Genomic DNA, 23,448 nt, shown 5'->3' with positions numbered 1-23,448 from the left:
ATTTATTTTGTTTCTATAGCTCCGCCAAGGGCCTCCTCTACCGCTTTGACGAGAGAGCCATCCTTAATAATTTCTTCACAGTAGTTGATATCACCATATAATTCACGGTCCTCATCTAATGTGGCAACCTGTTTGCGGACTAAGTCATAAGCAGCCTGTGTTCCTTTGCCCAGGCCTTTATTGCCGCGCATATCAATACCCTGGCATGCAACCATAAGTTCCATAGCCAGAACACGTCTTACATTCTTTGCGATCTCTCCTGCTTTTCTGGCAGCGATCGTACCCATAGATACGTGGTCTTCCTGACCGGCGGATGACGGGATACTGTCAACAGATGCCGGATGTGCAAGAACTTTATTCTCGGAAACTAATGCTGCTGCAGAATACTGCACGATCATGAATCCGGAGCAGACGCCGCCGTGAGGTGTTAAAAAGGCAGGCAGTTCACTGTATGCCGGGTTGACCAGACGCTCAATACGTCTCTCAGAAACGTTAGCCAGCTCGGAAACTGCGATTCCCAGGAAGTCAAAGCTTAATGCCATAGGCTGTCCGTGGAAGTTACCGCCGGAGATTCCGTTCTTATCTTCTTTAAAGATGATCGGGTTATCTGTTACAGAGTTGATCTCAATATTTACATGGTCAAGTACATAATTCACTGCATCCTTGCTTGCGCCGTGGATCTGCGGTGAACAACGCAGGGAATAAGCATCCTGTACGCGGATTTCGCCCTGGCGTGTAGTGTTCTTGCTGCCGTCCAGAAGTCTCAGCAGGTTTCTGGCTGTCGCAAGCTGTCCTGAATGAGGACGTACATCATGCAGACGGTGATCCAGAGCGCTCACAACTCCATTCTGAGCCTCGAAGCACAGAGAATCCGCAATATCCGCAACCTTCAGAAGCTGCAGTGCGTCGTGCAGTGCCAGAGAACCAGCGCTTGTCATAGCCTGTGTACCATTGTTCAGAGCCAGTCCTTCTTTTGCGGACAGTTCAATGGTCGGAATGCCTGCACGCTTCATAGCCTCTGCACCCGGAAGGAGTTCTCCTTCATAGTAAGCCATACCCAGGCCCAGCATAGGCAGAACCATATGAGACAACGGTGCCAGGTCTCCGGAAGCTCCAAGGGAACCTTTCTCCGGGATAAACGCAGTAACACCTTTATTCAGCATATCAACCATAGTCTGAACAGTTTCCAGACGAATGCCTGAAAACCCTTTGACCAGGTTGTTGATCCTAAGCAGCATAATACCTCTTGCAACATCAACGGGGAACGGATCACCAGCACCAACCGCATGGGTGATGATCAGGTTTTTCTGAAGAGCCTTGCACTGGTCCTGAGAAATTACAACATCGCTGAATTTACCGAACCCGGTTGTGATCCCATAGACAACCTTCTCTTCCGCAACAAGATCATCCACCACTTTTCTTGACTCGATAATGTTCTGTTTTGCCTCCTCGGCCAACTCAATTTTTGCATTCTCACGACAAATTAAAGCAATCTGTTCCAGTGTGAGGTCTTTACCAGTAATTACAATGTTGCTCATATCGCACCCTCTTTTCCTTATATTTTATAGTGCAATTATACAGACCCCTGTGTCAAAAAAGCGTCAATAAATGTCAAATTCCACAAACGAAATTATCTGACAATTCTCTTTCATCGTCAAATTCCTCGTGTCGCGGTCATTCTTCCGTCATTGACGAACAATATTTTTTCGTATTATCAGGCTAAATTAAAATATTTTTTTATAGCGGGAACCTTTTATCAGAATCCCGCTTTATTCTTGATCTCCTTCAAAACTTTCACCGTGGTCGGATTATTCATTTTTTCCGAGAGCTGTACCCCCTTTTTGTAATGGCTTTTTGCCTGCTCTGTCTCTCCCTGATCCAGAAGGACAAGTGCCATATATGCCTCAGCCCTCTCAAGTCCCCAGTAATATCCGTGTCTTTCAAAACAAGCGATGGCCTGTTCCAGATACTCCCGGGCTGCTTTTGTCTTTCCCAGAATATAATAAATCTGGCCAGCATTGGAATAGAACTGCCCCAGTCCGTTTGTGACCACCTTGCCGGTTCCCTTTTCTATGGCAATTTTATAGTAGGACAGGGCTGACTGGTAGTCACCGGTAGCACGGCAGGCATCCCCGATATAGTTATAACATGCCGCAATGCTCATAATATAGCGGGAATCTCTTCCGCTGTAATCCTCAAATATCTGGCGAGCCTCTGTCAGAGTCTGGCGGGACTCCTCATATCTGCCTTCATGGAGCAGGTACCAGCCTTTCAGCCTCATAAAGGCCCCCCTTTCATCCGGTTCCTGTACATTTATCAGGGACAGGCCTTCATCCACGTATTTTTTTACCAGCTCCAGGTCCTCCACCTGAATCCCGTAAAAAATCATCTGCTTGAAATTATTCAGAAGAGACTTTTTATCCTCCAGCATCTCAGCCAGTTTCATACTCTCCTCAATATTGCGGATGCCGGACGCGTAATCTCCTACAGCAATGTCAAAACGGCCCTTGATATAATACATTTCCTTTTTCATTTCCTGCAGCTGATGAGAATCCTCGTCAAACTGGATCACCTTTTGGGCCAATTCTAACAGTTCATTTGCCTCAAAGGTCACTCCATAGTTGTCGTCGCCATATTCCATCTCCCAATGAAGTACAGGAAAGTTTTCATTGACAATCGTATAATACTCTTTCAGATATTTAATCTTATATTGATACGCTTTCACCATATTATGGCACTTCTCATAGTGGTGGATCGTCATTGGAAGATACCCAAAATTTTTCTTCCCCTCAGCCTTTGACTCATAATACTCAGCCAGCATTTGATGATACATGCGTTTCTTGCCCTCGCTCTGGCGCTCGTAGATAAACTGGCGGAATACCTGATGCTCAAATTTATAGTAGACATTCCAGCCAACAAGGATTTCTTTGATCAAATGGCGCTCCTGCAGTTTTTCCAAAATGCGGACCAGCGTCAGCCTGTCCATCTTTGGCAGCAGAAGCTCTATCTCCTCAATACTGATCTTTTCCGGAAACATGCTCATGCAGTCCAGCACTTCATTTTCCGTTTCCGGCAGACCTGCGAGCCGGGCTTTTATCACATTGTTGGTCTTCTGGGATTTTTCCAGGGTATATCCTTTTTCTTTTATGAGACTGACCAGCTCCATCAGGAAAAATGCATTTCCATCCGTCATCTGGTAAATGCTTTTCTGTTTCTGCTCATCCCCATTGAGTTCAGGCAGATACTTGCGAAGCAGCTCCATGGTCTCCTCCTCCGTAAAAGGGTTCAAAGAGATCACATGAAGATAATCCTTTTTCATCAGTTTCTCCAGCGATTCCATAACCTCCACATCATTGTTCTGGTTATAGGTACACATGAGCAGGATCCTTTCTGTCCCAAGGGTCAGCAAGATCCTGTTCAACAGCTGGAAGCTCATGGTATCCATCCACTGGATATCATCAAAAAACAGCACTACCTTATGCTTCTCCACAATTTTGCGGAACATATCCAAAATGGCCTTCTCCATAAGCTGATATGTGAGTCTTCCAAGGGGTTTCTCATCCCCCAGAATACTGCCTTTGAAGAAGCGGTCAAGCTGTGCCTGCTCCTCCTTTGTGATGGAGCGCTCCAGCAGCCCGTTTTCCACGCATTGCTCCACCTCCCAGAAGATATCATTCCAGGGACGCAGGAAAAATTCGGACTCCTCCCTGTAGCAGGCAGCATACAGAGGGATCATCTGATAACCCCGTACCATCTTCTTTGCCTTATCAAGAAGGGCTGATTTTCCCACTCCGTCCTCCCCGTTGATCGCCACACATTGAGGATGGCGGCTTTTCCCTGTGCCCACAATACACTCGCTGACCTGGTATATTTCAGAAGTCCTGCCCAAAAAAGGAGCATTCCAGCCAGCGGCTTCCACAGTGGTATTACCTTTTACATTAAAAATGCGGTGAAACAGTTCCTTGATCTCCGGGGACGGCTCCACACCCAGTTCATCAGCCAGAACCTTCTCCAAATCGTAATACAGCTTGATCGCCATATTATAGTTTCCATTCACCGCATAGATGTCCATAATCTCATAGTACAGCTTTTCATTGTAGGGATCATGCTTCAGCAGAATATTGCTGTACTTTTGAATCAGATCCACATCTTTTGTGGCATCTGCGTCGTACAGCTTTTCCCTGGCACATTTTATAAAGGCCTGATTGTACTGCTCCTGCATGGAGGTGATCCACTCTTCGTATTCGTAGCTGTTTTTTATCATAAAATGGGAGAGAAATCCCTCTTCCTCGTTTTCCAGAATGTTCTCCGCACTGATATGGTCCCAGTCAATATCGGGCATACACTCCGGATTCAGAGAGATACTGGTATGGCCTGCTGTCACCAGAATTTCTTTGCCCAGCAGTTTTTTGATCTGGTAAACCGCTTCTCTCAGGTTCTTTCTGCCCACATTCTCATTGTCCGCACCCCAAAGCACGTATATGATCTCTTCCCTTGTAGCTGTCTTCTTCACACAGAGGTAATAGAAAAAACCCTCTGCTTTCTTATACGGAAAATTCACACGTTCTCCGTCTACCTCTACATAAGGCCTTCCCAAAAGATGTACACTGATGTTCGCCACAATTCATCCCTCATATTCTAAATCGGTCACTGGTCACAGCCCTGCAAAGCAGGAGCCTCATGGACAGTAACCTCCATTTACAGTCCCAAAGTCAAAAATTATACTGTGTTAAGTATACTCTAATGCGGACACAACTGTCAATACTTCACCAAATCATGGGATTTTAAAGCTTCTTCTTGTTATTACTTTACCATGTAAAAATGCAGCAGATGAATTTCATTGTATTTTTTCACTGATAAAGACAGGTTTCTTTCCTGTTTCTTATATATTTTCACAGTTTGTTTTTTCGCCTATTATTTATAGGAAGAAACTCCTTCGCAAAGTGTAAAGCGGTTCTTGCGGAACGTGATCAGCCCTTCCTCCTGCATTCTACCCAGCTCATCGGACAGAACACTGCGGTTTACGCAGAGATAGTTTGCCATTTCCTCCCTGGAATAGGGGATCTCCACGGTATCACTGCCTCTTTTGCGGCATTGAATGCGCAGGTATTTTAATACTCTCATTCTCACACTTTTGGTGGAGAGAATATCAATTCTGTAAAACTTCCTTACGTTTTCATTGGCTATGAACTCCATCAGCCTGCGTTCCAGCTCCTCCTCCCATTTTTCATGACCCGGCATCCAGTCAAAATACCAGACTTTTGCATCCTGGCTGCCGTAGGCCGAATAGGGACTTTGCCGGGTGGGAGTGCAGACAACATCTGCGCCAAGCATATAGGAGGGGACCAGTTTCTGGAAGAGTCTTTCATTTCCCTCCATATCAATGCGCACAATGCGCACCTCCCCTTCCAGAACAATGCCTAACTGTCCCACAGTGTCGCCCTCGTGCAGGAGTAGTTGTCCTTTACCGTAGTCTTGTATCCTTCCTCCGAGGAGACTGCAAAGTTTTTTGAGTTCTTCTTTATTTTTTTGTCTGAACAGGCAGCTGTGTGTTAATATTTTTTCATAATTCCCCAGTTGGTCCATTTTGTGTTATTCCACCTTTTTGTTTGCTTGTTTTATTTTATCATTTTTGGGTGGGTTCGTAAATTAGGTAATTTGTCACTTTGAATTGAAAGGGGACGGGCTGGCGGGGGTGTCTGCTATGCTCCTTTGGCAGCCAGCTTCGTTCCCCACTTCATTAATATTTACGAAAGATGTAAGAACCCCGTTGAAAATTCATAACATATAGTATATGATGAAATTATGAAAACTGCCTGGAGGGATTGTTATGATTCGCAGACCCAATATTTTATACTATAACAATGGGCAGACGGAAAAGGGAAAAGTTTTGGAAAAAGCGGCACGCCGTATGGGATTTGATTTTTCTCCCATACTCCCACAAAATGTACTGCAGACAGTGGGATATCTGGCGAAAATTAAAGGCTTTCCTCCGCGGAAAATATCCATGCTGGAAAACCTTCCTTCTATTCCTGTGGATGTTATGGTTATGTGTAATTTCACTGACGATAACCTGAACCACCTTCTTCGTATGATGAAGAACGGAGAACTTCCGTCCGTTGCCTTAAAAGCAGTCCTCACATCCCAGAACTGCTTCTGGACATTTGCTCATCTTGTAAAAGAGCTGGAGGAAGAACACAGAGATTTTATGGATAGAGAAGAGGAAAAATAAGGCTGGGGGAACGCAGGTGATGCGTTCCCTCAGCCTTGTTTTATAGCCCATAGGCTGCTGCTGTCATATAAGAATTTAAGGTAAGACGGATTCCGCTGCCCCCTGCAGAGTATTCCATACCGTCCCGGTCGTCTGAGGACCTTCCCTGCATAGTATTTTAGTTTCCCCTCCAGGTGCATTTATCTGTCCTCGTTTATGTACCATGGAAATTGACTGACTCTCAGTTTTGTGCAGCCATAAGGGATCAAACCAATCTCTTCCTCCTCACCGTCCGGACGTACGGGACTGGTTGGAAGGATTCCCGCGCTGTTTGCTTCCAGTTCCCAGGCGTCTAGCCGCCGCCCTTTAGTTTTCAGCTTCACCGGAGGATGCGCTTTTGAAAAAGGTGTTTCTCCCACTGGGTTTATGCTGACTTCAAAAGCCGGACTTTCTTCCAATGCATAATTCCAGGCACTTTCCGGATAAACCTCATAATCCCTGACTCCGGCTACCTCTTTTACTGTTTTCCATCTTTCTTTCATGTCCAGGGCATACACCAGGGGACCTCTTTCCACTGCCATGCTGTTATGGAACCAATAGGATCTTTCAATGTCCATGGAAAACTCTGCCCGGATCACATCACCTGTCTTAAGCCCTCTGCACACAGGCATTATGACTCCTGTCTTTTCTCTGTGATCCTCTTCTTTTATGCAAGTTTCGTTTTTGTATAGTTTATAGGTGCTGCACCACTGGGGAATTCTGATGCGGAATTCCAGGTTTTCATGGGAGGCTTCCTCCACGTGGAATGTAATTTTATCTTTGAAAGGATATTCTGTCTCCTCCCTGATGCATACCTTTCTTCCCTCTGCCTCTGTCTCCAGCCTGCATGGGGCAAATACCATGGAAACCAATCCCAGATCCTCCGCTCTGTACCACAGGCTCTTCACGAACTTCGGCCAGCCCTGATGCATATTTGCTGTGCAGCAGCCAAAATTCGGCTCCAGCCCAAACATGTTGGACTCCTCATTATTATTGAACCAGCATCGTTTGGCCCAGCTGACCAGCACCTGGTTTGCCTGCTGTACATACTGATGGGCCATAAAATCCTCTGTGATGGTGGCAGGCAGCGCATTGTAAGCCAGCCGCTCCATTTGATCCGCAAATCCTGGAAGGCCGAAGGCTTCCAGCATGGTCTGAAGGCTGAACATGTACTCCACCACGGAGCAGAGTTCCGCGCCCTGGGAAGGGTTATTTCCGCTTAAATGCTCATCTCCGTTTACAGCGCCGCTTGCTACCCCGTGATATTTCCGGGCATTCTCCATTCCTGCTAGGGAAATTGCCTCATAATCCCTGTCTTCAAAGAAATAAGACAGCATTGCCGGATATTTAAATCCCATGGTCACATTTACAATATGATTGGCGTGGTATTTCATGGTGTCATGGTAATCCTCCCATGAAAAATGGCTGTACTCCTTATCCCAGTTATAGTAATAACCCGCGGGCCTGGTAAATGGAAAATTCTCAAATATATCAGCCCAGTCAAGCGCCTGCTCACGGAGCATCTGCACCAGTGCATGGATGTCAAACGAAACACCCTCTGTATGGATATGCTCCTTCTCTCCCTGCTCACAATACCACTGGATACAGTACAGCAAATCTCCGATCCTGGCGCTGGACCACTGCTTCTAAACTGCCATAAGCGATGTCATAGAAAGAGCTGCCCATTTTTTCATTTTTCCTGCTTTCATAATTTTCCTCCTCGGATGCAGACCCCTTTTGTCTGCCCCATTATGCATTTTGATGTGTTTTACGTTGTATCGGACCGATATCTTGGGTATATTATACAAAAGCTTTTTCTATAAGTAAATTCATATTCTTTACCCAAAATAGTAAAATATTAACAGCATAAAATTGTAATAATTCAACACATCATCATGCAATATTTTTCTTTAATCGTTGATTTACAACAAATATTCATTTATAATTATAGTAAAATATAAACATATTTGATAGGAGGCCGCCATGGAATATGTGAACTTTTCTACTCCCCCTTACCCCCATTTCATTATTGCCGGGTCTGCGCTTTACCGTCCCGGAGACGCACACGGCAGAAGAAGCAATATCGGTATCTTTGATTTGATTTTTATTGAATACGGGGAACTTTATATTACGGACGGAGATGCTGCTTATCATCTCCGGGAAAATGAACTGCTTATCTTAAAACCGGACTCCACCCATTACGGCCACAAAAAAGTGGCGGAAAAGACTAAATTTGACTGGCTTCATTTCAGAAGTGTGGGAAATTATCAATACGCCGGTGAATTCCATCTGGTGAAAGAAGAACGGAAATCCCTGAGTACCTATACAGACCGGAAAAGCACCCTCACCCTTCCCTTATATAAAAAAATGACACCCATGGAAAGCAGTGAATTCACATCCATATTTTCAAAATTGATTTCAGCCAATATAGACAAATACCAGCAGAAGGAGACCCAGGATCAGGCCCCTTTATCCCCCCTGGAGTGCCAGGAGCTTTTCTTCAGGCTGCTGAGCTTTGTGCAGGTTTTCCAGCCCCAGAGAAATTCCTCGGAACTGCTGGCTGCCAATATTATGGAATACATACTGCAGAACTTTCACACACAGCTCACCCTGGAAAGCATTGCCGATTATTTTAACTTCCACCCGGTCCATATCATACGCTGCCTGAAAAAAGAATACGGTATCACCCCAAACAAAGCCATCATACAGATCAGGATCGACAACGCAAAAAAAATGCTCATAACCTCTAATCTGAGCATCAATAAGATTTCTGAATTTGTGGGCTTTTCCTCCCCTTCTTACTTTAATAAAGTCTTTCGGGAGTATACAAATATGACCCCTAAAGAATACAGAGCACAAAAAAGGCCCGGAGCATAAATGATATGCCCCCTGTCAAGTAGACCGTTTCTGACCCTTTGCCATCTGGATATTCTTGTGAAACTTTAGCTGGGAATTCAGTAGAATGTTTTGATTTTGGCATAAAAATTACCCCCTAAGTAGATTTTGGTTATTTACCTTGTCTACTTAGGAGGTATCATATCAAAACCGGACCTTTTCCTCTGTGTTTATTCTATTCCAGGCTGCGTCTGTACAGCCGCCTCTCTTTTTAACTCCCGCTCCAGCAGCAGTAAAAATACAAGTGCCGCCCCGCCGCACAGGGAACCTATGGCAAATACCACATTGATATCCATACCTCCCCCCAGATGGCATATGGCTGATATATGGACCCAATATGCGGATACCCTGTAAAAAATATGGCAAAGGCACCAAATATCAGTATCAGATATTTTGTCTTTACACCGGTTTTATTCTCTTTCACAATATCTCCCTCACAAGTCTTTCCCCTTTTTATGTAAACCACCATTTCCCCGTTAATGTTTTAAAATACCGGACAACAGCTTACACTGTTATCCGGTGCTTTATTTTCTATATACTTCCCTTACTGTGCCCGGTACGGTGTGTTGAATACCAGAATGTGACGTTTCACATTCTCATATGTTCCCTGTACCATCGCTTCATTCAAGTCAAAGTAATTGTGTTTTCCCTCTGTGGCAATGTACTCTTCCACCTTCTTTGTCAGACAGTTGAAACTTGCTGTTGCAATATTTACTTTCTTGATCCCAAGAGAGACAGCCTTCTGGAAATCAGAATCCGTGATGCCGCTGCCTCCGTGAAGTACCAGAGGGATATCCACTTTATTGTGAATCTGTTCCAGCACGTCAAAGGCCAGCTTTGGGGCTGACGGATAATTTCCGTGTGCATTTCCGATGGCCACCGCGAGAGCGTCGATACCGGTCTGCTCCGCGAATACTTTGGCATCATCCGGGTCTGTACAGCGAATGCCGTGGTCGCAGCTTCCGTCCTCGCTGCCGCCTACCAGGCCAAGCTCTGCCTCCACGGTCGCACCGTATTTTGCAGCCAGCTCCACAACCTTTTTGGTGTCTGCAATATTTTCTTCAAAAGGAAGTGTGGAGGCATCCAGCATCACAGAGGTGAAGCCCAGTTCCAAAGCTCTCTGCACAGTCTCAAAGGTAAGGCCGTGATCCAGATGCACCGCAACATCCACCTTTGCAGATTTGGCTGCCTGCACCATCATGGGTCCCATCAGATCAAGAGGGGAGTGTTTCAGACGGACTTCCGCGATCTGCAGGATGATGGGAGTGTCAAGCTCCTCAGCCGCACGGACAGCTCCTTTTACCATTTCCATATTGCCTACGCTGAATGCACCGCATCCTCTGTTGTTTTTTGCTGCATTTTCCAGTAATGTTTTCATTTTTACCAGTGCCATAATTTTTTCCTCTCCTTTATATCAATAAATTCATTTCGCAAAACTTTTCGTTCCCATTGCCACAACCTCTGATTTCTCCCTTTTCATTTCCCTCTCCAGAAGAAGCAGGAACAGGAAGGAAATTGCCGCGCAGACAGCCCCGATGACAAATACCACGTTGATGTCATATCCCTGTCCGAGAACTGTGTTTGTGATCGCAGGGGCTCCCAGTGTGGCAACTGCGATACCCAGCATAACGTATCCGTAATTTTCACCGGAATGTGCCATGCCGAATATGTTGCTTGTCAGCGACGGGAAGCTGCCCATAATACCGCCATAACATGCATATACCAATACCACGCAGACGGTTGTGACTGCTGCCGGAGCTATGACCAGCAGCACCATGGCTGCCGCTGCCACCGCCAGAACCACTTTCAGACAAATGATCCTGCCCACTTTATCTGCTGCTGTGGGGAGTGCCAGGCGTGTACCCGCATTGAATACTGAGCCTGCCATAACTGCTGCCACTGCCACGGTTGATGCGATTCCCCTATCCATCTGAACAGTTTGGGAAAGGGGGGATAAAATAAGGTATGGGATCAGGCCGAACAGCATGGTTGCCAGAAGGAAATAGAACTTTTTGGTCTTGATCATCTCCATGGAGGAATACTGTTTTCCCTCAAATCTGTGGACTTCATGTTCCCCTGTCTTATGTAAACTATCCGGATTTTTAATAAAAATACTTGCAAATATCCAGGAGATGCCTATCATAGCACCGATCACAAGAAATGTCACTTTAATTCCCTGACCCGAGAGCAGTGCTCTTGAAAATGGTGCCATAAAAAATCCGAACAAGCCGTTGGCAGTCACAATGACGCCTGACGCGAATCCGGTCCTTCCCGGAAACCATTTCTGCGCGGTGGAGATGATGGTGGTATAAATCATACCCTGTCCAAATCCCTGCAGAATTCCGTATGTAAAATACATCATCATTGGTGACGGACGGAGCGCCAGCGCACAGAGCAGAACACTCACTGTGAAAATACCGCCTCCGAAGATCACTGCTATCCTGGGACTGTATTTATCCTGAATACGGCCGCCGAAAATATTACCCAGTACAAATGTGACAAAATACAGATAGAAACACATAGATGCCTGACTCTGGCTCCAGCCGGTCAGCTCCATGGCATATGGCTGGTAGATGGACCAGATATGGGGATACCCTGTAAAAAATACTGCAAAGGCACCAAATATGAGAATCAGGTATTTTGTTTTAGAATTTGCTTTTCCTGTCATAATAGCTTCCCTTCCTCTTTTGATAAACTTTTTATTATGTTTTGGTTATCTCTTTGTATTTAAAATAGCACCTTTTGGGTATTTAGTCAATAGATTTTGATTATATTTTGCATCTTTTTCATTTATCTCTTCACAACTTACCCAAAATATACTATACTTATATCAGATTCCATGGAAAAAAGTAATTGTCCCGGGATGTGGTTTTCCCAAGGGGATGCTGAAAGGATAAGATTATGCGCACAAAACGAATTGATTTAATAGAGGCTTTCATTGAACAGGAAAAATCCGTATCTCTGGATACCCTGTGTGAAAAATTCAATGTATCCAAGAACACCATACGAAGGGATATTGACGATCTTGTAAAAAAGGGAACTGCAGAAAAGGTATACGGCGGTGTGGTCAGCACACAGCAGCCCTCTGATACAAGGCTGCTGCCCTATGAACAGCGCCACACGGTTCTGAGTGCGGAGAAGGACGCCATATCAAAAAAAGCCGCATCCTTTGTCGAGAACGGAGATGTGATTTATATTGACACAGGTACCACCTGCCTGAATATGGTAGACTGCCTGTCACACCTGAACTGCACCATCATCACAAACAGCCTGCAGATTTTTATCCGCGCGGTTCCATACCCCAATCTGCAAGTCATCTCCCTGCCCGGCATACTAAACAGGGACACGCTCTCCTTTGTGGGAAGTGAGATTCCGGGATATCTGCGCACCTTTAATATCACCAAAGCGTTTATGGCATCCACAGGTGTCACCATTGAAAACGGCCTGACCAATGCCTCCGCTGGGGAATATGCCGTTAAAAAAGCGGTCATCCAGAACAGCCGGACACGTTATCTGCTTTCTGACCATACAAAATTCGGGAAATTCGCTCTGATGACTTACTGCCGTTTAAATGAAGTACAGCATGTGATCACAGACCAGGCGCTTACCGTGGAATATCAGGATTACTGCAGGGAATACGGGATTTCTGTCCACCTGGCATGAATCTTAAGCGTAACGTCTCCATTCCTGCCATAGCACCAAAGGCGAAAAACAGCCAAAGGCACCGGCTCCATCAGGAACCGATGCCTTTGGCTGTTTGTAACTGTTCCGCAGATTCACAGTTACGGTTGTTTTCAATATATTCCATTTTCATTCAGAGGTAACTATTTTTATAAACCGGTCTTTTCGGCAATGAATCTTCTTGCCTTCACGGCATATTCCAGCGGGTTGGCCTTTGCAGGGTCCTGCTCTGCCTCCACCAGCATATAGCCTTCATATCCTGCATCTTCCAGCACTTTGAAGATCGGCTCAAAGTCTATGCAGCCGTCACCCGGTACGGTGAAGGCTCCAAGGCGCACGCCTTCCAGGAAGCTTAAATTCTCTTTCTTTACTTTTTCCACCACTTCCGGACGGATATCTTTTAAATGTACGTGTTTGATCCTGCCCACGTATTTCTTCACCATCTCCAGAGGGTCTGCCCCGCAGTAGGTGAAATGACCGGTATCAAATAACAGACTCACATATTCCGGGTCTGTATTCGCCATCATGCGCTCCACCTCGTCCGGGTCCTGTACCACTGTCCCCATGTGGTGATGGAATGTCAGACTGATCCCGTACTCTTCTTTTGCGATCCTGCCAAGCTTGTTCATTCCTGTGCAGAAGGTCTCCCACTCCTCATCGTTCATCACGTATTTATGGCCGAAGATAGGGGTGTCCTGCATTCCCTGCACGCTGTGGCTCTGCTCGGACGCGCCGATGATCTTGGAACCCATTGCCTTTAAGAAAGCAAGCTGTGCGCGGAACTCTTTTTCCACCTCCTCAAAAGGCTTTGTGATCAGGAAGGAAGAGAACCACTGGTTGCAGATTTCAATGCCGCGGAGTTTCAGGGCTTTTTTCAGCACTTCCGGGTCTTTCGGATATTTATTTCCCACCTCTGAGCCTGTGAAGCCTGCCAGCGCCATCTCGCTGACACACTGCTCAAAGGTATTCTCTTTTCCCAGGTCGGGAAGGTCATCATTGGTCCATGCGATCGGTGCAATACCTAATTTTACTTTTTCTTTATTAAACATGATCTGCTCTCCTGTCTTTGTCAAAAGGGATATTTGCAGCCCGCCCGGCTGTCTTTTGACAGCCGGAGGGAAATCTGTAGTATGCTGCTCTTAATTACATGATCTCAGAAATCTTAACCGGTCTGTGCTCCTCACAGGATTTCTTTGCAGCCAGTCCCATAAGCACCGGTTTCAGTCCATCCATAACATTCAGAGGCGTTTCTTTGTCATTAACGATGGCATCAATAAATGCTCCGATCTCTTTTCCGTATGCGTCCATGTATCTCTCCAGGAAGAAGAACATCGGCTTCTCTCCTGTCACACCGTCAGCGTTGCTGATCACTGCGTTAGACTGGCTGTCATTGCTGACTGCAACCATTCCCTCAGAGCCGAATACTTCTGCTCTCTGGTCATATCCGTAAACAGCCTTTCTGCAGTTGTCAATAACAGCGATAGCGCCGTTTTCCATCTGTAAGGTGATAACTGCTGTATCCACATCCCCTGCTTCTCCGATAGCCGGGTCAACCAGGTTGGCACCCTGTACATAAACCTCTGTGGCATCACAGCCGGCCAGAAAACGTACCATATCGAAATCATGGATCGTCATATCCAGGAACATGCCTCCGGAAACTTTTACATAGTCAATACTGGGCGGTTCCGGGTCGCGGGAAGTGATCTTGATGATCTCCGGTTTGCCGACTTTGCCTGCTGCGACAGCCTGCTGAACGGCCTCAAAGTTATGGTCAAATCTTCTGTTAAATCCTACCTGGTATTTAAGGTTGGTTCCTTCCAGGGCTTCGATCACTTCTTTGATCTTATCTACATCATGGTCAATTGGTTTTTCACAAAAAACATGTTTTCCTGCTTTGATGGCTTCCAGGGAGATTGGAGAATGTGTGTCTGTGGAGGAACAGATCAACACAGCGTCAATTTCCGGGTCATTGATGATTTCTTTGTAATCTTTTGTTGTATGCTCCACACCCATGCTCTTAGCCCATGCTGCTGTCTCATCATTTAAAAACGGGTCTGCAACTGTTTTGATAACAGCATCTTTTACTCTTGTGCTGATGCTTGTGATATGTACTCTTCCGATTCTGCCTGCTCCGATTATACCTACTTTTACCATTTCTTTCTTCTCCTTTATACTTTGAGATTTATTTATGTGTTCTTTTCGTGTGCCCGAACACGCATTGCTGATAATGTTATAATAGCACTGCGTGCCCGAAAACGCAACCCGGGAAATTGTACAATTTTACCATAATATTTCTATTCAATTTTACCAAAAAAACACTCCGGATGGACAGCTGATATAAAATAAGCCATCTATCCCGGAGTGCAAATCCTTAAACTATAGTAACAGTAGGACAAGCCGAACTGTTACAAACTATATTCTCTTTAAATCTCCGCATCTTCCAAATCTATTTCCACCTGATCCCGCTCACAGACCAGTTCTCCATCCCGCACAAGAAGTTCAGCTGTCTGGATAGAACTGCGGTTTCTGCGGTTTTCTGAAATCATATCCTCCGCGCTGTACATGTGCTCCCGGCACGCCGCCGTCTTTGCGGATACCCGGAGTCTTCAATATATTGGAACATCTTTCCCACTTCTTAGCATCCTCACTCACATACACCCCCAGCCCATCCCAGGGATCTGTGATCATTTCGGACCTTCATGGGCGCAGTCTGTGATCTCTGCCCCGCCTGGCTGCCAGTGATACAACTCTCTACTGTATGCCGCAGCAATCCATATCTTCCGGTATGGTATACTCATTCCTGATGAAAATCTCCGTATACTGCAGCTCTCCTTTAGGCTGTTCCCCATTAAAGAGAAGCCGGAAAAGGATCATGACAGGCTCATATCCCTGGATCTGGGCATCCTGTCCGATCAGGAAATGGATACTTCCCTCCCGCATCAGTTCATAGTTTTTTCCCATAAAATCATTGGCGATCATCTTAACCGTACCTGCCCTGCCATATTTTGAAAGCATCCGGCACACACCCTCCTCACCGTGGGAGGTCATATAAATTCCTTTTAAATCCGGATTTTCTTTCAAAATTTTTTCTGTTGCCTGTCCTGCCAGGTGATTGTCCTCAAAGCAATATTCCGGTCCCACCAGCTCAATATCCGGGTATTTCACCTTCAGCTCGGAATCGAAACCAAGGACACGGTTACTCAGAGAGGGATTAGAACTATATCCGGATATGACAGCTACTTTTCCGCAGCCCCCCACCAGTTCCCCCATCAGACCGGCAGCGGCACGTCCGCACTGAAAAGCATTCTGTCCCACAAAACAAAGCCGCCTGGTATCCTCCATATCAGAGTTAAAGGTCACGATGGGAATCTGGTATTCCTCTACAAAAAGGTTGATATGCGCCTTGATCTCTTCCTCCTCAATAGGCACCATGGCGATGGCGCTGACCCCTTCCTTTCTCATATACTCCATAGCATCTATGGTATCGCTGCAGCTTATATGAGGAATTTTACATAGAATGACCGTGCCGCCCAGGCTGTCCACCTCTTCCTTCGCCCGCTCAATGCCTTCCAGGACGCACTGCATAAAAGGTGTCTCCGCCGCTTGAAGGATCACCCCTATTTTAATATTATTTTTACTCATGGAAAGGGCCCGTCCAAGCTGGTTGGGCTTATACCCCATCTCCTCTGCGATCTGTCGGATCCGCGCAGCCACTTCCGGCTTGATCCTGCCCCGGTTGTTAAGCGCCCGGTCCACAGTTCCCCGTGAGACTCCGGCCGCCTCCGCTATCTGCCGTATTGTCACTCCCATACTGTCTCCTTTTCGCGCGCCTCCCTGTGTGCGTTCCTGGGCACGCAATGTCTATGCTTATTATATAATCCCCTTGCAGAATGTGCAAGAGATATCCGCATTCTCAGATGGGAATTGCTTTCTTATTGACATGGGCATTATTTTCTGTATAATAGTTCTATAAAGAACAGTTTTATATAGAACTATTATACAAGCCTTCCACCACTCTTTTCAAACAGGAGGTACCAATGAACACACTAAGTGATATTCTAACAACAAGCTGGCTTTTCCATCAGCTATATTCACGGATAATAGGCGAAACCACAGCCCCCTATGAAATTTCCAAAACAGAGGCTGACATCCTCCTCTTCCTCTGCAACAATCCCGGTTTCGACACAGCCAGAGACATTGTAAATATCCGGGGGATTGCAAAATCTTACGTCTCCAGATCCATAGAGATACTGGTCCAAAAAAACTACCTGACCACCTCAACGGATTTAAAGGACCGAAGGATCACACATCTGCGGCTCACTGCGGAGGCCGGCACTGCACTTGCCGATTTAAAAAAAGCCCAGGAGGAAGTTTTTACCCTGATCACCCGGGATATCCCGGAAGAAAGAAAAAAAGAAGTCAGACTGGCGTTTCAACAAATAGCGAAAAACATTAAGGAGGCACTTTAATATGATTCTGAAACTAATTGTATATCTTCTTGCAGGTATGGGGGCAGGTATAGGAACCGGACTTGCCGGACTTTCCGCTGCCGCCGTGATTTCCCCCATGCTGATCACTTTCCTGCATTTTGACCCCTATCAGGCTGTGGGAATTGCCCTTGCATCTGATGTACTGGCATCTGCGGTCTCAGCCTATACCTACAAAAAGCATGGAAACCTGGATGTCCGGCACGGTATCATCATGCTTTTCTCTGTTCTTGCATTTACCCTGTTTGGAAGTTATATTGCATCCCTGCTTCCCGGCACCACCATGGGCAGCTTTTCCGTATTCATGACACTGCTCCTGGGTATTAAATTTATCATACGCCCTGTCATGACAGAAAAAAGCGCACAGGAAAAGAAAAGTGAGAAGAAAAAAATCATTCATTCCCTTCTGTGCGGAGCTGTCATTGGTTTTATATGCGGATTCATTGGCGCCGGCGGCGGTATGATGATGCTCCTCATTCTCACAAGCGTACTGGGCTATGAACTGAAGACAGCTGTTGGCACAAGCGTATTTATTATGGCTTTCACCGCATTTACAGGAGCTGCCTCCCATTTCTTCATTGATGGTTCTCTGCCCGATTTAGGCGCACTGTTTTTCTGCATCCTGTTTACCTTTCTGGGCGCCAGGGTTGCCGCTCTGTTCGCAAACAAAGCACCTGCAAAAACCCTTAACCGTGTCACCGGCGTAGTGCTGTCTCTTCTGGGGCTGCTCATGGTCGGGGTAAAATTTTTAAGCTGACAAATAAAACAGCCGGCTCATCAAGTCTGTTTCCACAAAAAAAGATACTGCTGTCAAAACAGTTCCCTTCAGGTCCTGTTCTGCGGCAGTATCTTTTTGTTTCACGATCATAACGGTTCCGTGCCTGTAGTAACCGGATAGTCTTACCGGATCGTTACCTGTGATCTAACTCCTCATCGTTCATCACGTATTTATGGCCGAAGATAGGGGTGTCCTGCATTCCCTGCACGCTGTGGCTCTGCTCGGACGCGCCGATGATCTTGGAACCCATTGCCTTTAAGAAAGCAAGCTGTGCGCGGAACTCTTTTTCCACCTCCTCAAAAGGCTTTGTGATCAGGAAGGAAGAGAACCACTGGTTGCAGATTTCAATGCCGCGGAGTTCCAGGGCTTTTTTCAGCACTTCCGGGTCTTTCGGATATTTATTTCCCACCTCTGAGCCTATGAAGCCTGCCAGCGCCATCCCGCTGACACACTGCTCAAAGGTATTCTCTTTTCCCAGGTCGGGAAGGTCATCATTGGTCCATGCGATCGGTGCGATTCCTAATTTTACTTTTTCCTTATTAAACATGATCTATTCTCCTTTACTTATCAAACTCCCCAGCGGGCCGTTCCTTTGTTCTTGAATAAAGGATACCAGAAATTCACCATGTCTGAAATCGGAAATATTTTTAGCTTTGTTGTATTTACATGTGTTGTTTTCATCACATCAGAGAATGAAGCCCCCCTGATTCCGCGGCTGCTGGTGCTCCCTGCGGTAATCCGCCGGGCTGCAGTCATTGAGCTTCTTAAACGTTTTGGAAAAATAGTGGTAATCATTAAATCCCGCCTCTGATGCCACATCCTTAATTTTATAATTGGTTGTGCAGAGAAGTTCTTTTGCGCATTCCATTCTGCACTCCTGCAGATAATTGGAAAATCCAATCTGCATCTCCTGTTTGAACAGATAACTTAGATAGGCAGGGTTGACTCCGGCAGCCTCTGCTGCATCCTGAAGGCTGATGGGCTTTTTGTAGCTGCTGTTGATAAATTCAATGGCATGGCGCACTGCCCCCGATACCCCGGGCGGTATGGCCATTTTCTTGTCAGCAAACAAGTCCTGTCCATATTGATCGGCAATCCTGCACAGTTCATCTATACTGTGCACATTGCTGTAAAAATCCGCCTTACGCTCCAGACCTGCCCTCTTATCCAGACGTTTGAGCCACTGCAGGACCAGTTTGCCGTCCACATGGGAACGTTTGCAGGCATCTGTTACCCGCTTCCACATTTCCGCCAGTTCTTCCTGCTTTCTTCCCACTTTCAGGATTTCTATCCGTTCATACAATTCTTCCGCAGCAGCGGGCATCTGTGAACTGATTTCTTTCCTATTGTCAAAATAGAGGATATCACTGTCATCATAAAAGCTCAGCTTCATCATTTCTCTGGCCTGCTGGTATGCCTGACGGATGCCCTCCTCCCCGATACAGATATTGCTCACGCCGATCCCGAAATGATATGGCTCCTTTTTACAGTATCGGAAACAAGCAGATGCCACATTTGTCAGGCGCTGGCGCATCACCGAACTTCTCCGCATGGATGACATATCCAGAAAACAGCAGAATATCCCTGCCCCCAGATAAATGATCTCCGCGTGATCACTGTCCTCCTGCAGAAGCTCCTCCATCTCTGTCATAAGCCCGTGGCGGAAACTCTGGGAATACTGTTCCGCCTCCAGGGGGCTCCATATCTGGTTCTGGTCATTCCATTCGTGCATGAACATATTAATGACTGCACTGTTCTGAAAACGCCCTCTGATACCGGCTTCTGCCCGCTTTTCCTCCCGCTCCTGACCGTTTAAAGTACCGGAGAGGATGCCGTTGAAGAAGTGGTATTTCAGAGTATGGCTTCCCATTCGTATCAGTTTCCTGGTCCGCTCCTGCTGGCTGCTTTTCTCCAGCCTTGTCTCTATCTGATGCCTGGACTTCTCCAGGATTTCAAAGAGCGTGTCCTCATCCAGGGTGTTTTTCAGAATATACTCATCCGCCCCCAGACGCATGGCCTCCTTGACATACTCGAAATCATCATGGCAGCTCAGTACCATAATGTATATATTTTCCTTTTCTTCTCTGATATGCCGTATAAGCTCAATACCGTCCATGAGCGGCATGGAGATGTCTGTGATGACCACATCAATCTTCTCTTCCTCCATAATGTGCAGCGCCTCCTCGCCGTCCTGCACATCCTTTACCACCTCATACCCCGCTTTTTCCCAGGCACCCAGAGTTTTCAAATAACTCCTGACCAAAAAATCGTCATCCACTAACAATGTACGAAACATAGGCATCTTCCCCTTTGTCACATTTTATCTGTCTGTCAAATATCCACTTCCCTGTTTGCCGGAAGGAAAATAGTGGCAGTGGTCCCGTTCTCACCACTCTCATATATAATGCCGCCCTCCGCCTCATAATAAAGCTCCAGGCGCTCCCTCACATTGGGCACTCCAATAGCGCTGAGACCGTTAGTCTTCTTGGCCTTGCTGCAAAGCAGTGTCTCTATCTGCTCTTTTGTCATTCCCCGTCCGTTGTCAATGACAGACAGGTTCAGACGCGTGCCTTCCACTCTGCCCCGGATGATCAGACGGCCATTGCCGCCCTTCATATCAATTCCATGGAGTATGGCGTTCTCCACCAAAGGCTGCAGGATCAGTCTCGGAATATAACATCCGCAGGCTTCCTTGGCAATATCATACTCCACGTCAAAACTTCCCTGATAGCGGAATTCCTGCAAATGAATATAATTCTTCAGAATATGCAGTTCATCGGCCACGGAGATAAACGTTCCTTTTTTATTGATGCTGGCCTGAAGCAGCTCAACAAAATCCCCGATCAATGCCCCCAGTTCCTTTTCCCCTTTGATCAGGGCAGCGTATTTGATGGAATTTAGTGTGTTGTACATAAAATGAGGGGTGATCTGATACTGCAGTGCTTCCAATTCCGCATCTTTTTTCAGCCTTTCCTCCTCGATCACTCTGGCGATCAAGTCCTCCAGGTTATCCAGCATGTGATTGAATTCCCTGCACAGAGTTCCGATCTCATCCTCTGTGGTCACATCTACGCGAAGGCTCAAATCCCCCTTGCTGACTTTTTCCACAGTATTTGTCATATTCTTAATGGGTTTGTACATGGCTCTCGTGATGGAGGTGGCAAGAATGCCCCCAATCATAAGAAAGAGAAAGAAAATGGCCACCAAAAAAATCTGCATCTGCTTTAAATCCCCCAAGACCTGGCTCTTCTGGATATCCATGTAAAGACCGCATTTGGAAAATGCCCCCTGGTAAAAAATACGGATTTCCTTTGCATCCTGATTCTCAATGCCGCTGACTGCCGGAAGCCGGTCTTTCCCTTCATAGACCTGTCCCACACTCTCATAATCTTTACTTGTGACAATTTCTTTATTTTTATCCAGAATCAATGCCTGGGATACCTTATCATCATACACGGGTTCCAGATATTCATAGAACAGCGTCCTCTCCTCTGTATTTGCCAGCATATATCCCAGCACAGTGCCATCCTTATCAACCACTGACTGGATGCAGGAAAGCTGTTTTCCCGTTTCATGGACCATATCTCCAAACATGATGGGAACAGCCTCCTTTGCCTCAGCACGGCGGATCTTTTCTATCTCTCCCTCCGGTATATCCCTTTTACAAACAGGATAATCCTCCGATGTGACAGCTATCCTCTCATCCGGAAAAATGAAATACAGAGAACTCAGATCCTTGTATTCCGTGCGGTAAGTTCTGAGAAGTTCTGCGATCTCATCCAGCGACCCATTGTCCCCTGATGTCCTGTATTCTTTTACGCATTTTATCATATTAATATCACTGGCCGCTTTTATGTTGATATAATAAATTTCCTGCAGGGAGTCATCCAGGGATGTGATCGTCTGCTTCACCCTGCCATAGAGGTTTGTGGAATAATTCTCCTCTATCATACCTGCCGATTTGAAATAAAAAACCACCGTGATGGAACAGGCGGTAACCATAGTCACCGCCAGAATTGCCAGCAGCATCTTACTTCTGATACTTTGCAGCATACTCTCTCCTTTGCTGTCCATACATGCTGATGCACGTTGCTTATGCGAACATTATAACATAGAACCTACTAGAAATCACGTCTCCGCACTGATCCGCCTCCTGTCCGAAGGGATTTTTTCTTAAGGAATAACAGAAGTGTGCTGCAAAAAAACAGCACACTTCCAAATTTATAAAGGTCTTCCTCTAAACAATATGAGTACGGATCAGTATTCAATTTTAACGATTCCGCCTTTTTTCCATGCCTCTGTGGTGGCAAAGCCAATCTGGGTGGATTTTGTTCCGTCATATACGGTCACTTCCGGTTTTCTGCCGGATTCTACACAGTTGATAAACTCCTGCATCTCTAACTGATAAGACTCTGCGAATCTCTCCGGGAATCCGCTGACACACTCAACAACGGCACCGTTCTTGTCGTAAATCATGCACAGGTTTTTCTCCGGAACCGGGCTGATGCGGAGAGAACCTTCTGTTCCAATGATCTCTGTCTCAACATGATAGCCGTGTGCTGCGGTACGTCCCACATGTACAAATCCCAGCGCGCCGTTTTCACAACGGTACATAGCAACACCTGTCTCGTCATCGCCTGCCTCTTTGAATTCCGGATGTTTGAAGGTAGCTCCTGTGGCATAAACCTCCACAGGATCAGATCCTAAGAACCATCTCATCAGGTCAATGTCATGGATCGCCATGTCAATGAAGATACCGCCGCTGGTAGCTACAAATTTGATCGCCCCCTCAACCAGTGCTTCCGGGTCAATGCCGGTAGCTTTCACCATGTATGGAGTTCCGATTGCACCTTCCTCAATTTTCTTCTTTGCGTAAGCATAAGAAGGGTCAAAACGGCGCATGAATCCTAAAAAGAATGCCAGTTCCGGATGGCGCTCAACCGCTTCCTCTGCCAGCCTGCACTCCTCAACCGTAACCCCCAGCGGTTTGTCTGAGAATACATGTTTTCCGGCATCCAGGGCTGCCGCGATCTGCCAGCAGTGCTCACCGCTTGTGGTAACGATCGCTACTGCATCAATGTCTGCTTTTTCCAGCATCTCACGGTAGTCAGAGTAAACTTCCTTCACTCCCAGCTCCTTTTTTGCGTATTCCAGCTCTGCCGGCATAATGGAGCAGGCTGCTGTCAGCTCTGCGTTTGGAATCTTAAATGCAATATTGTTTGCGTGTACTTTTCCTAATCTGCCTAATCCTGCAATGCCTACTTTTACTTTCTTCATGTTTACTTACCTCTTTCTATATATGGATCAATGAAAAATCATATTGAAATTTGCCAAAGGCAGTTCTGCTTAACTTTTCG

Annotated in this window: 19 protein-coding genes and 1 pseudogene; 5 read left to right on the top strand and 15 right to left on the bottom strand. The window is 46.2% G+C overall.

From position 1 onward, the window contains the following. Positions 1–2 precede the first annotated feature (2 nt). The 3 genes from hutH to A4V09_RS23800 all read right to left on the bottom strand — a co-directional run bounded on the left by hutH (position 3) and on the right by A4V09_RS23800 (position 5,586). A complete protein-coding gene (gene hutH, locus A4V09_RS23810) occupies positions 3–1,538 on the bottom strand; it encodes a histidine ammonia-lyase (RefSeq protein ID WP_065544521.1) in 1,536 nt (511 codons plus the stop codon). Between the two features lie 218 nt (positions 1,539–1,756). Next, a complete protein-coding gene (locus tag A4V09_RS23805) occupies positions 1,757–4,621 on the bottom strand; it encodes an ATP-binding protein (RefSeq protein WP_065544520.1) in 2,865 nt (954 codons plus the stop codon). 293 nt (positions 4,622–4,914) lie between these two features. Beyond that, on the bottom strand, positions 4,915–5,586 hold the full coding sequence (locus A4V09_RS23800) for a Crp/Fnr family transcriptional regulator (protein ID WP_065544519.1): 672 nt from the start codon (positions 5,584–5,586) through the stop codon (positions 4,915–4,917). Between the two features lie 244 nt (positions 5,587–5,830). On the opposite strand from A4V09_RS23800, the gene A4V09_RS23795 reads away from it, so the two are divergent. Beyond that, complete coding sequence (locus tag A4V09_RS23795) at positions 5,831–6,232, top strand: DUF3783 domain-containing protein (protein ID WP_065544518.1); 402 nt, start codon at positions 5,831–5,833, stop codon at positions 6,230–6,232. Between the two features lie 179 nt (positions 6,233–6,411). On the opposite strand, the gene A4V09_RS23790 is transcribed toward A4V09_RS23795, so the two are convergent. Further along, positions 6,412–7,866: a beta-L-arabinofuranosidase domain-containing protein gene (locus A4V09_RS23790; protein ID WP_242963899.1), complete on the bottom strand. Its 1,455-nt coding sequence runs from the start codon at positions 7,864–7,866 to the stop codon at positions 6,412–6,414. Positions 7,867–8,233: 367 nt separating this feature from the next. On the opposite strand from A4V09_RS23790, the gene A4V09_RS23785 reads away from it, so the two are divergent. Continuing rightward, positions 8,234–9,127 (top strand): AraC family transcriptional regulator, encoded by an 894-nt coding sequence (locus A4V09_RS23785; protein ID WP_065544517.1) that lies wholly within the window; start codon positions 8,234–8,236, stop codon positions 9,125–9,127. Positions 9,128–9,315: 188 nt separating this feature from the next. On the opposite strand, the gene A4V09_RS25825 is transcribed toward A4V09_RS23785, so the two are convergent. From A4V09_RS25825 to A4V09_RS23770, 3 genes are all read right to left on the bottom strand, one after another. Continuing rightward, positions 9,316–9,441 (bottom strand): hypothetical protein, encoded by a 126-nt coding sequence (locus tag A4V09_RS25825; RefSeq protein ID WP_274537182.1) that lies wholly within the window; start codon positions 9,439–9,441, stop codon positions 9,316–9,318. A gap of 248 nt (positions 9,442–9,689) precedes the next feature. Beyond that, positions 9,690–10,538, bottom strand: a complete 849-nt coding sequence (locus A4V09_RS23775) for a class II fructose-bisphosphate aldolase (protein ID WP_065544515.1) — start codon at positions 10,536–10,538, stop codon at positions 9,690–9,692. Between the two features lie 30 nt (positions 10,539–10,568). Next, complete coding sequence (locus tag A4V09_RS23770; protein ID WP_065544514.1) at positions 10,569–11,813, bottom strand: MFS transporter; 1,245 nt, start codon at positions 11,811–11,813, stop codon at positions 10,569–10,571. A gap of 233 nt (positions 11,814–12,046) precedes the next feature. Here A4V09_RS23770 and A4V09_RS23765 point away from each other — a divergent pair, with 233 nt between their 5' ends. Further along, the gene (locus tag A4V09_RS23765; protein ID WP_065544513.1) at positions 12,047–12,808 is read left to right on the top strand and encodes a DeoR/GlpR family DNA-binding transcription regulator; all 762 of its coding nucleotides are present in this window, start codon (positions 12,047–12,049) and stop codon (positions 12,806–12,808) included. A 167-nt stretch (positions 12,809–12,975) separates the two neighbouring features. Here the strand turns inward: A4V09_RS23765 and iolE are convergent, their stop codons facing one another. From iolE to A4V09_RS23745, 4 genes are all read right to left on the bottom strand, one after another. Further along, entirely contained in the window at positions 12,976–13,875 is a 900-nt protein-coding gene (gene iolE, locus A4V09_RS23760) for a myo-inosose-2 dehydratase (RefSeq protein WP_065544512.1), read from the bottom strand. 94 nt (positions 13,876–13,969) lie between these two features. Next, positions 13,970–14,980 carry an inositol 2-dehydrogenase gene (gene iolG, locus A4V09_RS23755; protein ID WP_065544511.1) on the bottom strand — a complete coding sequence of 337 codons (1,011 nt, stop codon included), beginning with the start codon at positions 14,978–14,980 and terminating at the stop codon, positions 13,970–13,972. 345 nt (positions 14,981–15,325) lie between these two features. After that, complete coding sequence (locus tag A4V09_RS25045; protein WP_065544510.1) at positions 15,326–15,514, bottom strand: hypothetical protein; 189 nt, start codon at positions 15,512–15,514, stop codon at positions 15,326–15,328. Positions 15,515–15,577: 63 nt separating this feature from the next. Then, the gene (locus tag A4V09_RS23745; protein ID WP_065544509.1) at positions 15,578–16,636 is read right to left on the bottom strand and encodes a LacI family DNA-binding transcriptional regulator; all 1,059 of its coding nucleotides are present in this window, start codon (positions 16,634–16,636) and stop codon (positions 15,578–15,580) included. 227 nt (positions 16,637–16,863) lie between these two features. On the opposite strand from A4V09_RS23745, the gene A4V09_RS23740 reads away from it, so the two are divergent. Then, positions 16,864–17,295 (top strand): MarR family winged helix-turn-helix transcriptional regulator, encoded by a 432-nt coding sequence (locus A4V09_RS23740; protein WP_065544508.1) that lies wholly within the window; start codon positions 16,864–16,866, stop codon positions 17,293–17,295. 1 nt (position 17,296) lies between these two features. Next, positions 17,297–18,070 (top strand): sulfite exporter TauE/SafE family protein, encoded by a 774-nt coding sequence (locus tag A4V09_RS23735; RefSeq protein ID WP_065544507.1) that lies wholly within the window; start codon positions 17,297–17,299, stop codon positions 18,068–18,070. A gap of 169 nt (positions 18,071–18,239) precedes the next feature. Here A4V09_RS23735 and A4V09_RS23730 read toward each other — a convergent pair. The 4 genes and pseudogenes from A4V09_RS23730 to A4V09_RS23715 all read right to left on the bottom strand — a co-directional run. Next, a pseudogene (locus A4V09_RS23730) lies at positions 18,240–18,638 on the bottom strand (IolE/MocC family protein); the annotation flags it as partial. A 138-nt stretch (positions 18,639–18,776) separates the two neighbouring features. Beyond that, positions 18,777–20,387, bottom strand: coding sequence for a response regulator (locus tag A4V09_RS23725; protein WP_065544506.1), 1,611 nt, complete (start codon positions 20,385–20,387; stop codon positions 18,777–18,779). A 35-nt stretch (positions 20,388–20,422) separates the two neighbouring features. Beyond that, a complete protein-coding gene (locus tag A4V09_RS23720; RefSeq protein ID WP_065544505.1) occupies positions 20,423–22,144 on the bottom strand; it encodes a cache domain-containing sensor histidine kinase in 1,722 nt (573 codons plus the stop codon). A gap of 204 nt (positions 22,145–22,348) precedes the next feature. Continuing rightward, positions 22,349–23,368, bottom strand: coding sequence for a Gfo/Idh/MocA family protein (locus A4V09_RS23715; protein ID WP_065544504.1), 1,020 nt, complete (start codon positions 23,366–23,368; stop codon positions 22,349–22,351). Between the last annotated feature and the right edge of the window lie 80 nt (positions 23,369–23,448).

The sequence above is a fragment of the Blautia pseudococcoides genome (genome assembly GCF_001689125.2).
GTDB classification, from domain to species: Bacteria; Bacillota; Clostridia; order Lachnospirales; family Lachnospiraceae; genus Blautia; species Blautia pseudococcoides.
The sequence above is the reverse complement of the archived record's forward strand: the minus strand, read 5'-3'. Positions and strand labels throughout refer to the sequence as shown.

Coding starts and splice junctions, on each gene's coding strand:
- A4V09_RS23715 (WP_065544504.1), bottom strand. CDS start 23,368: ATGAAGAAAGTAAAAGTAGGCATTGCAGGATTAGGCAGATTAGGAAAA.
- A4V09_RS23775 (WP_065544515.1), bottom strand. CDS start 10,538: ATGGCACTGGTAAAAATGAAAACATTACTGGAAAATGCAGCAAAAAAC.
- A4V09_RS23745 (WP_065544509.1), bottom strand. CDS start 16,636: ATGGGAGTGACAATACGGCAGATAGCGGAGGCGGCCGGAGTCTCACGG.
- A4V09_RS23765 (WP_065544513.1), top strand. CDS start 12,047: ATGCGCACAAAACGAATTGATTTAATAGAGGCTTTCATTGAACAGGAA.
- A4V09_RS23725 (WP_065544506.1), bottom strand. CDS start 20,387: ATGTTTCGTACATTGTTAGTGGATGACGATTTTTTGGTCAGGAGTTAT.
- iolE (WP_065544512.1), bottom strand. CDS start 13,875: ATGTTTAATAAAGAAAAAGTAAAATTAGGTATTGCACCGATCGCATGG.
- A4V09_RS23740 (WP_065544508.1), top strand. CDS start 16,864: ATGAACACACTAAGTGATATTCTAACAACAAGCTGGCTTTTCCATCAG.
- A4V09_RS23735 (WP_065544507.1), top strand. CDS start 17,297: ATGATTCTGAAACTAATTGTATATCTTCTTGCAGGTATGGGGGCAGGT.
- A4V09_RS25825 (WP_274537182.1), bottom strand. CDS start 9,441: ATGGATATCAATGTGGTATTTGCCATAGGTTCCCTGTGCGGCGGGGCG.
- A4V09_RS23795 (WP_065544518.1), top strand. CDS start 5,831: ATGATTCGCAGACCCAATATTTTATACTATAACAATGGGCAGACGGAA.
- A4V09_RS25045 (WP_065544510.1), bottom strand. CDS start 15,514: ATGATCACAGATCCCTGGGATGGGCTGGGGGTGTATGTGAGTGAGGAT.
- A4V09_RS23785 (WP_065544517.1), top strand. CDS start 8,234: ATGGAATATGTGAACTTTTCTACTCCCCCTTACCCCCATTTCATTATT.
- A4V09_RS23770 (WP_065544514.1), bottom strand. CDS start 11,813: ATGACAGGAAAAGCAAATTCTAAAACAAAATACCTGATTCTCATATTT.
- A4V09_RS23720 (WP_065544505.1), bottom strand. CDS start 22,144: ATGCTGCAAAGTATCAGAAGTAAGATGCTGCTGGCAATTCTGGCGGTG.
- A4V09_RS23800 (WP_065544519.1), bottom strand. CDS start 5,586: ATGGACCAACTGGGGAATTATGAAAAAATATTAACACACAGCTGCCTG.
- hutH (WP_065544521.1), bottom strand. CDS start 1,538: ATGAGCAACATTGTAATTACTGGTAAAGACCTCACACTGGAACAGATT.
- iolG (WP_065544511.1), bottom strand. CDS start 14,980: ATGGTAAAAGTAGGTATAATCGGAGCAGGCAGAATCGGAAGAGTACAT.